The sequence below is a fragment of the Nitratidesulfovibrio liaohensis genome (assembly GCF_011682075.1).
Classification (GTDB): domain Bacteria; phylum Desulfobacterota; class Desulfovibrionia; order Desulfovibrionales; family Desulfovibrionaceae; genus Cupidesulfovibrio; species Cupidesulfovibrio liaohensis.
In genome coordinates, this window is the sequence record NZ_VSMK01000802.1 from 1 (window position 1) to 12,849 (window position 12,849).

Consider the following 12,849-nt stretch of genomic DNA (forward strand, 5'->3'; position numbering starts at 1 on the left):
GTTCGCTGGCCGACGCCGTGCGTGTCGCCTATGCCGCGGGCGAGACCGACGAGTTCGTCACCCCCCGCGTGGTGGCGGAAGGTGGCGCGCCCGTGGGCCGGGTGGCCGACGGCGACGGCGTGTTCTTCTTCAATTTCCGGGCGGACCGCGCCCGCCAGCTGACCCGCGCCTTCATCGATCCCGCCTTCGACGGCTTTGACCGCGAGGCCGACGGCGGCAGGCGGCCCGCGCTTTCCGGCTTCGTGACCATGACCGGCTACGACGCCAGCTTCGACGTGCCCGTGGCCTTCGCCAAGGACAACCTGGCCATGACCCTCGGTGAGGTGGTGTCCGGCCTGGGGCTGCGCCAACTGCGCATCGCGGAAACGGAAAAGTACGCCCACGTCACCTACTTCCTGAATTGTGGCCGCGAGGACCCCTTTCCCGGCGAGGAACGTCGTCTGGTAGCCTCCCCGCGCGACGTGGCCACCTATGACCAGAAGCCGGCCATGAGCGCGGTAGAGGTTACCGACCTGCTGCTGGAAGAATGGCGGCAGGGCGGTTATTCCCTTGTGGTCTGCAATCTGGCCAACTGCGACATGGTGGGCCATACAGGCATCATTCCTGCGGCCATTGCCGCCGTGGAAACGGTGGACGCCTGCGTGGGCCGCATCGCAGAGGCGGTGCTGGGCGCTGGCGGACGGCTCATCGTCACCGCCGACCACGGCAATGCCGAGGAACTGCTGGACGGCGCGGGCAACCCGCAGACCGCGCACACCACCAACCGGGTACACTGCGTGGTGGCGGAGCGCGATGCGGCGCAGCCCGACGGCATGCGCCTGCTGCGCCTGCGCGGCGACGGCAGGCTGGGAGACATCGCCCCCACCATCCTTGGCCTGTGGGGCGTGGACAAGCCGGACCTGATGACCGGCGCATCGCTGATTGCAAACGACGGCGACACGGAGGCGGCATAGATGGCCGGTGACAACAGGAACGGGAACAACGGGCAGGACGGCAAGAGCCGCAAGCCCCTCAACCCGGTGCGCCCCGACGGGCTGGAAGTGATCTTCTTCTACCCCTGCCCGCACTGCCGCCGCCAGGTGCCGCTGATCAGCCCCACCCAGCCCTCCATGGCCCAGTGCGATTCGTGCATGCAGCACTTTCCCATCGTGCCTGTGGACGAGCGCACCGTGCGCTTCCTGAAGGTGATGCTGGACAATGGGCGGGCGGCTATCGACCCCGATTTTGCGTAGGGGCAGCACGCTTCGGCATATTGAAACGGAACCAACACACAAAGAAAACGTCCCCCATTCGCAGCTGCGAGTGGGGGACGTGCTTTTGCGAAAAGTGCAGTTTCTTTGGTGGGTTAGGCGTTGTCGCGGCAGTGGGCGAAGGCTTCGGAAATGCGTTCCTTCACGTAGAGCATGAACTCTTCGTCGCCGTCTTCCAGATTGAAGCAGCGGGCGTCGTTGCCGTTGAGACCGGTGGGAATCCAGTCGCCGCGTTCTTCCGGGTCGGTCAGGGAATCATCGTGAAAGCACACCGACAGCCAGCGTTCGGCGGGGTCATCGTCGATCACGTCCACCAGCACGGCCAGCGGGCGAGCGGTCCAGCCGGGAAAGGTGCCGCGCAGCGAATGACTGACGCCGGGGCGGCTGACGAATTCCACCACCGCACCGGCATGGGTATGCAGGTGCCCGCACAGGGCCACGAATACGGGCAGTACACCCGCGCCGTCTTCTCCGGCGGTCCATTGGGCAATGAAAGCATTCACGGCGGCTTCGGTGGCGGCGTCGGCGTACATGGGCGTCTCCGTGGTTGTCGGTTGCGGTGGCCACGCGGATCAGGCGTTTGCAAGCGCTTGCATATGCATCCGCAGGCGGTGCCTGTCAACTCGGGCACGAGACGGCGGGAAGGCAAACCGGAGGGATATGGCGAAAGGGATCGCCCGGATAACCGGGTGACGCAACTGGGCCAGAGAGGCCAGATGAGTCAGGCTAGCCGGATGGCCTGCCAGGTTCGGCGGGCAAGTCGGGCAGGTAGCGCGTGGCAGTCTACGCCTTGTCCGCAGCAGGGGCGGGCACGGGGCGCAGGTCGTAGCGGCGGATCTGGGGCAGGGGGTAGAAGCGCAGGGTGCCGTCGGGCAACAGCACCTGCAGGGTGCCCTGCGGGGTGGCGAGGCATTCCAGGCAATCCTGGGTCACCGTACCCCCGTCGATGAACGCGATGTCCAGCCGCCAGCGCAACACCGCACCCGCCTTGTGACCGGATAGTTCGTTCATGGCGCGTATCTCGCGCTCCATCAGGGCGCGCCATGCCGTCTTGACCAGCTTGCGGTTGTCCGGGGTGTCGTGCTCGCGGCACAGACCCATCTTCAGGTTGTCGGGCGAGGGCACGAAGCCAAGCACCCAGCCGGTGGAGGCGTCGGCGCCACAGGCATGGCAACGAATCATGGCGTGCGCCTCCTGGATGGGGCTGTTGAACCGGTTAGGGATGGCGGGCCAATTGGATGTGTCGGGACTGCCGGAAATGTCGTTGCGCTGGGTTGCGCCGGGGATTCCCGCGCTCAGCCTTATCCGCCTATACCGCCCCGGTCCCGGCTTGAAAAGGTGCTCGGCACACACGAAAAAGCGCGGGAAGGGGATGCGTGCATTCCCTTCCCGCGTTGTGTGCGGATATGTGGCGGTGCCTGCGGGCTGTTTCGGACTATTGGCCGCGCAAGTGGCGTACCGCGTTTTCGAACAGCACCGTGCCAAGGGTGGCAGGCTCGCCCCGCGTCCAGCCCGGATGGTTGGTGGGGTGGTTGAAGGCTTCGGGGTGGGGCATCAGGCCCAGGATGCGACCGGACGGGTCGGTCAGGCCGGCGATGCCCAGCGGCGAGCCGTTGGGGTTCCACGGGTATTCCATGGTCACCGCGCCGGTTTCCGGGTGGGCGTATTGCAGGGTGACCAGGTTTTCGGCCACCAGGCGGCGCATCACCTCGTCGTCCAGCGGCACCAGCTTGCCTTCGCCGTGGCGCACGGGCACGTACAGCGTCTCGATGCCCTTGGTGAACACGCAGGGGCTGGCAGGGTTCACCTTCAGGGTTACCCAGCGGTCTTCGTAGCGGGCCGAATCGTTGTGGCCCAGCGACACCTGCCGCTCGAAGTACTTGCCGTCCAGCGCGGGCAACAGGCCCAGCTTTACCAGCAGCTGAAAGCCGTTGCAGATGCCGATGGCCAGGCCGCCCCGGGCCACGAATTCCTTCAGGCGGTCCAGCAGGGCCTGTCCGTCGGCGTCGGAAAGGTGCAGCCAGCGCTGCGCGGCAGCATGGGCCGCGCCCAGGTCGTCCCCGTCCAGAAAGCCGCCGGGAAAGACGATGAAGTTGTAGTCCTCGATCCTGATCCTGCGGGCCACGATGTCGGCGAAATGCGCCACATCGGCCCGGTCTGCGCCGGCAAGGCGGGCCGCGTGGGCCGATTCCTCGTGCGAGTTCGTGCCGTAGCCGGTGATGACCAGCGTGTTCACCTGCGCCATGCGCTGCTCCTCGATGGGTTTCTTGTCTGTCCTGACAGTCTTGACAGGGGGATGTGCCTCGACTAGCTACTCGTCAGCGCTGCGCCGTCCGGTTGTTGCCGGGCATGCCCCCCGGCATGTCTGGAACATGCCAAGGCATGCCCCATGTCCTTGCGACCTGTGGGGACGCATGCCCGGATGGGGCCTGCCCGTCAAGGACGTTTCCGCGAAAGTGGCCGGAAAAGTTTTCGGACGCCTGAACGACACTGCGGAAACGGGGGCCGTGCCCGAACCGTTTCCGCTGTCCTGCGCCCGCTGTTTCAGGCGCTTCGGCAATGCTGCCGTGCGCTGGGGATAGCCGGGACCGTCGATATTACGTTCCAGTGGTACATCACGTCAACGGCTGACCTTCATGCCGAAAATGTGGCATAAGGTCCTGATGGCGTTTTTTTGCGTATCGCGTCAACCGAAGGGCGAGCGCTGTAACGGGCGTGCGGCAAGGTCTGCGCGCCGCGAGCGAGAGCAACCAGTCACTCAGGCAGGAGTTTCATGAAGACCAAGTTCATATTCATCACCGGGGGCGTGCTGTCCTCGCTCGGCAAGGGGCTGGCCGCCGCCTCCATCGGGGCGCTGCTGAAGGCCCGTGGACTCAAGGTAACCATCCAGAAGCTCGACCCCTACATCAACGTCGACCCCGGCACGATGAATCCGTTTCAGCACGGCGAAGTGTACGTCACCGATGACGGCGCGGAAACCGACCTCGACCTTGGACACTACGAGCGGTACCTTGGCGAGTCGCTGTCGCAGAAGAACAACTACACCTCCGGGTCCATCTACAACCGCGTCATCACCAAGGAACGCCGGGGCGACTACCTGGGCGGCACCGTGCAGGTCATCCCGCACGTGACCGACGAGATCAAGAACGCCATCCTCGGCCTGGCCGAGGACGAGCCCGACGTGGCGCTGATCGAAATCGGCGGCACCGTGGGCGACATCGAGGGCCTGCCCTTTCTGGAAGCCATCCGCCAGTTGCGCGGCGACCTCGGCAAGGACCACTGCCTGTACGTCCACCTGACGCTGGTGCCCTACCTGAAGGCCGCGGGCGAACACAAGACCAAGCCCACCCAGCACAGCGTCAAGGAACTGCGCTCCATCGGCATCCAGCCCGACATCATCCTGTGCCGTTGCGAAAAGGCCATCAGCGCAGAGCTCAAGCGCAAGATCGCCCTGTTCTGCGACGTGGACCAGGACGCCGTGTTCTCGTCGGTGGACGTGGACAACATTTACGAGGTGCCGCTGCGCTTCTATGAAGAAGGCTTCGACCAGAAGATCGCCATCATGCTGCGCCTGCCCGCCAAGAACGCCAACCTGGAGTCGTGGGAGACGCTGATCCACACCTGCTCGCATCCGGAAGGTCAGGTGACCATCGGCATCGTGGGCAAGTACGTGGACCTCAAGGAGGCGTACAAGAGCCTGCACGAGGCGCTGATCCACGGCGGCGTGGCCAACAAGGTAAAGGTGAACCTGCGCTACGTGAACTCGGAAGAGATCACCGAGGCCAACGTGGCCGAAAAGCTGGCCGGTTGCGACGGCATCCTGGTGCCGGGCGGCTTCGGGCATCGCGGCGTGGAAGGCAAGATCCGCTCCATCCGCCACGCGCGCGAGCACAAGATTCCCTTCTTCGGCATCTGCCTTGGCATGCAGTGCGCGGTCATCGAATACGCCCGCAACGTGCTGGGCCTTGCGGACGCCAACTCCGAAGAATTCAACGAGCTTACCGACAACAAGGTCATCTACCTGATGACCGAGTGGTACGACTTCCGCAAGGGCGCGGTGGAACGCCGCGATGCCTCCAGCGACAAGGGCGGCACGCTGCGCCTTGGCGCGTACCCCTGCGTGGTGGTGCCCGGCACCAGGGCGTGGGACGCCTACGGCGCCGAGCGCGTGGACGAACGCCATCGTCACCGCTTCGAATTCAACAAGTCCTACTTCGAGGCCATGGCCGAAAAGGGCTTGGTGTTCAGCGGTCTTTCGCCCGACGGCGAACTGGTGGAAATCGTGGAATTGCCCGACCACCCGTGGTTCCTGGGCTGCCAGTTCCACCCCGAGTTCAAGTCCAACCCCATGCGCCCGCACCCCTTGTTCCGCGAATTCATCAAGGCGGCCAAGAAGGAAGCCATGGGCGGCAAGAAGGGCAAGTAGCGCGTCGTCGGCGCACATCACGGATACAAGGCAACGCGCCTTCCCCGGTGGAAGGCGCGTTGCCTTCTGTGAGGGCGACGTGTTGCGGCGTGGGGGGCTTGCGCGGTTGCCCGTGCGGGTATCCATGGGCACGGGCAGCTGTTTTTTCGCGCACTCTTGACGCGGCGGCAATCCGTCGCATTGTTACTATTCTGGCACTTGCGGGGGCACAGCCCCCTTGGGCCAGCCCGAAGGCCGCCTTTCGCAGGAGATGCTTCCACCTTTCGCCGGGGCATCGACAACCCGATGTGGCGAAAGGTGTCGACTGATGGTAGAAGCGTCCGGCGGGGCAGGGGAGCACGCCGCTTCCGTCCTGCCCGACCAGCCGTTACCCGGCATATTTCCGAAGCGCACCGCCCGCGCGCACCCCATGCGGCCACATTTGCCGCATCCGGTCAGGCAGGCCGGTCCGCCGCGCCCTCATCCGCCACGGAGAACCATGCATCCCGAATCACCCAGCACCACCTTGGCTACCGCCTCTGGCGGCATGACGCCGGACGCCCTGTACGAACGCCTGCGCGCGCGCCGGTTCATTTTCGCCGGGCCGTGTGCCCTTGAAAGCCTGGAACTGGCCCTGGATACCGCCCACGCCGTGCGCGAGGCGGCCGAGGCCGCCGGGCTGTTCGTCGTGTTCAAGAGTTCGTGGGACAAGGCCAACCGCACGTCGCTGGACGGCTTTCGCGGCCCCGGCCTTGTGCGCGGCATGGAATGGCTGGCCCGCATCAAGCAGGAAACCGGCCTGCCCGTTGTCACCGACATCCACGAGCCGGAACAGGCGAAGCCCGTGGCCGAAGTGGCCGACGTGCTCCAGATTCCCGCCTTCCTGTGCCGCCAGACCGCCCTGTTGCTGGCCGCCGCCCAGACGGGCCGGGTGGTCAACGTCAAGAAGGGCCAGTTCGTGGCCCCGTGGGACATGGCCCCCGCGCTGGACAAGCTGCGCTCCACCGGCAACAACCGCATCCTTCTGACGGAACGCGGGGCCAGCTTCGGCTACAACAATCTGGTGGTGGATTTCCGCTCGCTGCCCATCATGCAAGGCTATGGCGTGCCGGTGGTGTTCGACGCCACCCATTCCGTGCAACTGCCCGGCGGCAAGGGCACCTCTTCCGGCGGCGACCGCCGCTTCGTACCCATGCTGTCCCGCGCCGCCGTGGCCGCCGGTGTGGACGGAGTGTTTCTGGAAACCCACCCTGACCCGGACCATGCCCTGTGCGACGGCCCCAACAGTTGGCCGCTGGACAAGTTGGCACCGCTGCTGCGCGACTTTGCCGCCCTCTGGAGTCTGCCGTATGCGTGCTGAAGACCTGGCCCGGTCCATTTCGCTGCTGGTGCTGGACGTGGACGGGGTGATGACCGACGGCGGCCTGTACTATGACGACGAAGGCCGGGTGACCAAGCGCTTCAACGTGCAGGACGGCCTGGGCATCAAGCTGGCGCAGGCAGCGGGCATCACCGTTGCTGTGATCACCGGGCTTGCCTCCGGCGCGGTGGAAGCGCGCATCCGCAGCCTGGGCATCCAAGACTACCACGCGGGCTTCCTGCACAAGTCGGAGTGCATCGACGGTATTCGCCGCAAGTACAATCTTGAATGGTCGCAGGTGGCCTACCTTGGCGACGACTGGGTGGACTTCGGCCCCCTGAAGCTGGTGGGGCTGCCCATGGCCGTGGCCAATGCCCAGCCCGAGGTCAAGGCCCTGGCCCGCTACGTGACCGCCGCCAACGGCGGGCACGGCGCGGTGCGCGAGGCCATTCGCTTTCTGCTGGCAGAGCAGGGGCTGCTGGACCGCATGCTGGAAAGCTGGCCGGAGCAGGCATGAGACGCCGTACGCTGTTGCTTTTGCTACTGGTGGTGCTGGTTGTCGGCGGTGCCGCCGCGTGGCGCTGGCAGGCCGGGATGCGCAAGGCGCTGGAAACGGCCATTTCCGGTGGCGACGTTGATCCCGCCACGCTGGAAGAGGCCGTGGGCGTGGCCATGAAGGGCATCGAACTGGTGCAGGGCGAAAAGGGCATCGAGCTGTGGCGGCTGAAGGCTACCTGGGCCCAGCTGCGCCAGAGCAACAACATCATCGACGTGGACAGTCCCGACATCGTCTACCAGATGGACGGCGGCAAGCAGGTGCGCATTTTGGCCAAGAAGGGCGAAGTGCAGCAACAGGCCCAGATGATGCGCATGTGGGACGACGTGCATGCCACCCATGACCGCCATGAACTGTTCGCCAGGCTGATGGTCTACAACGGCACCAGCCGCACCATGTATTTTCCGGAAGGGGCGCGCATAGAGGGGCAGAGTCTTTCGGGCAACGCCACCAGGCTGGAGTGGGACATGACCAACGACGTGCTGCGCGGCAGCGACGGCGTGAGCATGCTGCTTGCCCCGCATGCGGGCGACGGCAGCGGTCAGCCCGGTCCGGGCAAGGTCGCCGCTCCCCAGACGTCTCCCAAGGCATCCTCCCAGAAGGCAATCCCGCAGAAGGCCGCCGTGCAAAAGAAAACCGTGCAGAAGTCGCCTGAAAAGAAATCACCAGACAAGAAGGCACCGGTCCAGAAATCTCCGGCTGCCAAGGCCGCGCAGCAGGGCGCGGGCGCTTCCAAGTCAACCAAGCAGGAGACCAGGCAATGAGACATACCGGCATCCGCTCCGCGCTGTGCGTGGCGCTGCTGTTGACCTTTTCCGTTCCCGCCGTGGCCCCTGCCGTGGCGGCGGACGCCAAGTCCGCCACCGAGGTGCGTCGCGACGTGCCCACCGCCGTCAAGTCCGACCGCATGCAGTACGACGCCAAGGGCCAGGTGGTGATCTTCGAGGGCGACGTGTACGTCCAGCGGCCCGACTTCGAGATGTGGGCCGAAAAGATTACCCTGCACCTGCGCAAGAAGGCGGCCAAGCCCGGCAAGGCCGGGGCGGGGCAGGGGGCTGATGCGTCTGCCCCGTCTGGTCCGGCTGGTCCGGGCGGGATGGACGCGGGTGAGATCGACCGCATGGTGGCTGAACGCAATGTGCGCATGAAGCGCGAGAACCGCACCGGTGAATGCGAGAAGGCCACCTACACCGTGGACAACGCCGTGCTGGTCATGGAAGGCAACCCCGTGCTGCACGAGGGCGAGAACAGTATCAAAGGTGACGTCATCACCTTCTACACCCGCGAGAACCGCAGCGAAGTACGCGGCACCTCCACCAAGCGGGTCCAGGCGGTGTTCACCTCGTCCGGCGACGTGAACCCCCTCGGCGAATCCAAGGACAACGGCAAGGGCAACGGCAAGGACGCCAAGGAGACCAAGGACACCGCCGGCGATGCCGCCCCCAAGGGGGCTGCCCAGTGAGCTCGGTGCTGCGCGGAGAAGACCTGCACAAGCAGTTCGGCCAGCGCGAAGTGGTGCGCGGCGTATCGCTGACGGTGACCCAGGGCGAGACCGTGGGCCTGCTGGGCCCCAACGGCGCGGGCAAGACCACCACGTTCTACATGCTCATCGGCATCATCAAGCCGACGTCTGGACGGGTAGAGCTTGATGGCCGCGACATCGCCGACTGGCCCCTGCACGAGCGGGCACGGGTGGGGCTGAGCTACCTGCCGCAGGAAAGCTCCATCTTTCGCCGCCTTACCGTGCGCCAGAACCTTCAGATGATTCTGGAGCACACCGGGCTCTCCAAGGCGCAGCAGAAGGAACGCGGCGACATGCTGTTGGAGGACTTCGGCATCACCCACCTGGCCAATTCCGTGGCCCTGCACCTTTCCGGCGGTGAGCGGCGGCGGCTGGAAATTGCCCGGTCCATGATCCGCGAACCCAAGTTCATCCTGCTGGACGAGCCGTTCGCGGGCATCGACCCGCTGGCCGTGGACGACATCCAGCAACTCATCACCGGCCTGCGCAACAGAGGCATCGGGGTGCTCATATCCGACCACAACGTGCGAGAAACCCTGCACATCTGTGACCGGGCCTACCTGGTGCACCAAGGCGAGGTGATCCTGGAAGGCACCCCCACGCACATCGTGGACAACCCGCGCGCGCGGGACGTGTACCTGGGAGAAGGCTTTTCGCTGTAGTCCGGGCCTTGCTTGTTGCCCGTTGTGGCCGCTTCGCCATGTGCGACGGCAACGCGTTCATGTTCACGGCGCCTTCCGCATTGCGGGGGGCGCCGTAACCGTTGTGGCCACCGCCCTTTTTCGGGGCCGTGGGCAGGGGGACGAAAGGTGCCCGGAAGTATCGCGACGTACTGGCGACAGCGGTTGCATACTTCTTGCTTCTGTGGCATGGTTTCCCTAACCTCTTGGGGAAGGGAACACATTTCCACAGTGGGCCGTTTCTTGCTTGTCGTCGCACTTCGTGTTGCGTCGTCATATCGTTCGGCCCCAACGCAAGGATACAAGGGCCACAGCGCAAGGCCGTTCGGCCACGGTGCAAGGTCATAGGGGTTGTCCACGCATGGCATTGGAACTCAGGCAACAGCTCAAGCTCACCCAGCAATTGGTGATGACGCCGCAGCTGCAACAGGCCATTCGGCTGTTGCAGCTTTCGCGGCTGGAGCTTGTCGAGACGGTGCAGCAGGAGATGCTGGAAAACCCGTTTCTGGAGGAAGCTCAGGACGAAGGGCCGCAGGTCGAGACTCCTGACCCGCGCGAAACCGCCACCGCAGCTGCCGACGTCGCCTATGACCGTGAAATCGCACGCGATGCCGACTGGGAAGATTACCTTGGCGACTTCGCCAGCACCAGCCGCCAGTCCACGGTGCGCGAATCGGAGATGCCCGAGGAAATGACCTCGTTCGAGGCGCGCTACGCTGCCAAGCCCTCGCTGGAAGGGCACCTGATGTGGCAGTTGCGCCTGTCCTCGCTGACCGAGCGCCAGAAGGACATCGGCGAGGTGATCATCGGCAACATCGCGTCATCCGGCTATCTGCACGCCACGGTGGAAGACATCGCCGAAATGGCGGGCGTGCTCCCCGGCGAGGTGGAACCGGTGCTGCACGCCGTGCAACGCTTCGACCCCGTGGGGGTATCCGCGCGCACGGCGCAGGAATGCCTGCTGGTGCAGATAGAGGTGCTGGGCTACACGCGCGACAAGGTGCTGGTGGAACTGGTGCGCGACCACCTGGAAGATCTGGAAAAGCGCCGCTACAAGCCGCTGTTGCGAAAGTTCCGTCTGACCATGGAGGATTTGAAGGAGTACCTGGACCTCATCCAGACCCTGGACCCCATGCCCGGCGCCAGCTACGGCGGCGGCGACCCGCAGTTCGTCAGCCCCGACGTGTACGTCTACAAGTACGACGACGATTTCATCATCATGCTCAACGAGGACGGCCTGCCGCACCTGCAACTGAGCACCATGTACGAGCGGTCCGCCGCGGCGGCTGCATCTGCGGGCGAGCGCGAATATTTTCAGGAAAAGATGCGCTCCGCCTCTTGGCTCATCAAGAGCCTGTACCAGCGCCAGCGCACGCTGTACAAGGTGGTGGAATCCATCGTGAAGTACCAGCGCGGCTTTTTCGAGGACGGCGTTTCGCGCCTGAAGCCGCTCATCCTGAAGGACATCGCCGACGACATCGGCATGCACGAATCCACCGTCAGCCGCATTACCACCAGCAAGTATGTGGCCACGCCGCACGGCATCATGGAGTTGAAGTTCTTCTTCAACAGCGCGCTGGAACTGGACGATGGCAGCCAGGTGGGTTCCGAGAGCGTCAAGGCGCTGATCAAGAAGCTGATTGCCGACGAAGACCCGCGCGAACCGCTGAGTGACGAGCGCATCGGCGAAATTCTGAAGGATCAGCTCAAAGTCAATATTGCCCGCAGGACCGTTGCGAAGTATCGTACTGCCATGGACATTCCCTCCTCTTCCAAGCGGAAGGAACTGTTCTGACAGCCAAGGTCCCGCGCCGTACCTGGCGCAGGGCGGCTCCGTCTCCGGCGGCGCCCCCCGGCAGCAGCACCCCGAGTGCGGGCCGCGCGCCGCATTCCCCCTCTCACCACAGGAGGAGCGTATGAACATCGCCTTCACCTTCAAGAACTTCGAACCCTCCGACCACCTGAAGAAGTACGCCCGCCGCCGTCTTGAAAAGCTTGGCCGGTTCGTCGGCAAGTCCGCCCTGGAAATGCAGGTGAACCTTTCCGTCGACAAGTTCCGCCACAAGGCGGAAGTGCAGATGACCGGCGACGGCTTTACGTTCTCCGCCGTCGAACAGTCGGAAGACATGTACGCCACCATCGACCTGGTGCTGGAAAAGCTGGAATCGCAGCTGCGCAAGCAGGTCGAAAAGCAGAAGGACCGTCGCCGTTCCGTGCAGTCCGACAAGCTGGGCAAGGGCATCGACGTGTTCACCTTCGGCACCGTGGGCGAAGGCGAGGAACGGACCATCACCGGCACCGACCACTTCGCCCCCAAGCCCATGCACGTGGATGAAGCGGCCATGCAGCTCGACCAGAGCGACAACGAGTTCCTGGTGTTCCTGAACGCCGAGGTGGAGCGCATCAACATCATCTACCGGCGTCGCAACGGCGATTTCGGCCTTATCGATCCGGTCGTCTAGGCACCATACATGAGGCTTTCGGAGTATCTTCACGATGATCTGATCCTGCCCGAGCTCTCCGCCGGCACCAAGAAAGAGGTGCTGGCGGAACTCGTGCAGGCCGTGGTACGGCGGCATCCCGAAGTGGATGCCGCCGTTGCGCTGGGCGTGCTGCACGACCGTGAATCGCTGGGCACCACCGGCATAGGCGACGGCGTGGCCATCCCCCACGGCAAGCTGGCAAACATCAGCGACATCGTGGTGGCCGTGGGGCGTAGCGTGACGGGCATCGACTTCGACGCGCTGGACATGAAGCCCTGCCACCTCTTTTTCCTGGTGCTGGCCCCGGAACAGGTGGCGGGCATGCACCTGCGCATCCTGGCCCATATTTCGCGCCTGCTGAAGGACCCGCAGTTTCGCCGCGCCATGATCGACGCCCCGGACGGCAAGGCCTTCACGGCCCTCATGCGTACGACCTGACGCGTACCGCCTGACACACGGCACCCGCCGGAACGTCAGGGCAGGGCGGAGCACCGCGCCCCGCCGGGGCGTGCCGCGCACATCCCCCACGCAGTTGTCGGCGCGCAGCCATCGCGCCCCCTGAAACGGCACCCGGCACGGGCCGCCCGAGGAGT

The 12,849-nt window shown here is 64.9% G+C and carries 14 protein-coding genes; 11 read left to right on the forward strand and 3 right to left on the reverse strand.

The window, feature by feature from the left end; genetic code table 11:
• A partial coding sequence (gene gpmI / locus FVW27_RS19635) for a 2,3-bisphosphoglycerate-independent phosphoglycerate mutase (protein WP_167128574.1) occupies positions 1-953 on the forward strand: 953 nt, incomplete at its 5' end.
• Positions 954-1,232, forward strand: coding sequence for a hypothetical protein (locus FVW27_RS19640; RefSeq protein ID WP_051384265.1), 279 nt, complete (start codon positions 954-956; stop codon positions 1,230-1,232). It begins immediately after the preceding gene.
• A gap of 113 nt (positions 1,233-1,345) precedes the next feature.
• On the opposite strand, the gene FVW27_RS19645 is transcribed toward FVW27_RS19640, so the two are convergent.
• The 3 genes from FVW27_RS19645 to FVW27_RS19655 form a co-directional block, all read right to left on the reverse strand.
• Positions 1,346-1,783, reverse strand: a complete 438-nt coding sequence (locus tag FVW27_RS19645; RefSeq protein ID WP_167128577.1) for a hypothetical protein — start codon at positions 1,781-1,783, stop codon at positions 1,346-1,348.
• Positions 1,784-2,033: 250 nt separating this feature from the next.
• Positions 2,034-2,432 (reverse strand): hypothetical protein, encoded by a 399-nt coding sequence (locus FVW27_RS19650; RefSeq protein ID WP_167128580.1) that lies wholly within the window; start codon positions 2,430-2,432, stop codon positions 2,034-2,036.
• Positions 2,433-2,685: 253 nt separating this feature from the next.
• Complete coding sequence (locus FVW27_RS19655; RefSeq protein ID WP_012611583.1) at positions 2,686-3,495, reverse strand: phosphoribosylformylglycinamidine synthase subunit PurQ; 810 nt, start codon at positions 3,493-3,495, stop codon at positions 2,686-2,688.
• A 528-nt stretch (positions 3,496-4,023) separates the two neighbouring features.
• On the opposite strand from FVW27_RS19655, the gene FVW27_RS19660 reads away from it, so the two are divergent.
• The 9 genes from FVW27_RS19660 to FVW27_RS19700 all read left to right on the forward strand — a co-directional run bounded on the left by FVW27_RS19660 (position 4,024) and on the right by FVW27_RS19700 (position 12,694).
• Positions 4,024-5,676 carry a CTP synthase gene (locus FVW27_RS19660; RefSeq protein ID WP_167128583.1) on the forward strand — a complete coding sequence of 551 codons (1,653 nt, stop codon included), beginning with the start codon at positions 4,024-4,026 and terminating at the stop codon, positions 5,674-5,676.
• Positions 5,677-6,202: 526 nt separating this feature from the next.
• Complete coding sequence (gene kdsA / locus FVW27_RS19665; protein WP_167128638.1) at positions 6,203-7,015, forward strand: 3-deoxy-8-phosphooctulonate synthase; 813 nt, start codon at positions 6,203-6,205, stop codon at positions 7,013-7,015.
• On the forward strand, positions 7,005-7,532 hold the full coding sequence (locus tag FVW27_RS19670; RefSeq protein ID WP_167128586.1) for a KdsC family phosphatase: 528 nt from the start codon (positions 7,005-7,007) through the stop codon (positions 7,530-7,532). Before kdsA ends, FVW27_RS19670 begins: the two co-directional genes overlap by 11 nt.
• Entirely contained in the window at positions 7,529-8,335 is an 807-nt protein-coding gene (lptC, locus tag FVW27_RS19675) for an LPS export ABC transporter periplasmic protein LptC (protein WP_167128590.1), read from the forward strand. The genes FVW27_RS19670 and lptC overlap by 4 nt, the downstream gene beginning before the upstream one ends.
• Complete coding sequence (locus FVW27_RS19680) at positions 8,332-9,033, forward strand: LptA/OstA family protein (RefSeq protein ID WP_167128593.1); 702 nt, start codon at positions 8,332-8,334, stop codon at positions 9,031-9,033. Before lptC ends, FVW27_RS19680 begins: the two co-directional genes overlap by 4 nt.
• On the forward strand, positions 9,030-9,755 hold the full coding sequence (lptB, locus tag FVW27_RS19685; RefSeq protein WP_167128596.1) for an LPS export ABC transporter ATP-binding protein: 726 nt from the start codon (positions 9,030-9,032) through the stop codon (positions 9,753-9,755). Before FVW27_RS19680 ends, lptB begins: the two co-directional genes overlap by 4 nt.
• Before the next feature lie 379 nt (positions 9,756-10,134).
• The gene (gene rpoN / locus FVW27_RS19690; RefSeq protein ID WP_167128599.1) at positions 10,135-11,568 is read left to right on the forward strand and encodes an RNA polymerase factor sigma-54; all 1,434 of its coding nucleotides are present in this window, start codon (positions 10,135-10,137) and stop codon (positions 11,566-11,568) included.
• 121 nt (positions 11,569-11,689) lie between these two features.
• Complete coding sequence (gene hpf, locus FVW27_RS19695; protein WP_167128602.1) at positions 11,690-12,235, forward strand: ribosome hibernation-promoting factor, HPF/YfiA family; 546 nt, start codon at positions 11,690-11,692, stop codon at positions 12,233-12,235.
• 9 nt (positions 12,236-12,244) lie between these two features.
• A complete protein-coding gene (locus tag FVW27_RS19700) occupies positions 12,245-12,694 on the forward strand; it encodes a PTS sugar transporter subunit IIA (protein ID WP_167128605.1) in 450 nt (149 codons plus the stop codon).
• Positions 12,695-12,849: the final 155 nt, after the last annotated feature.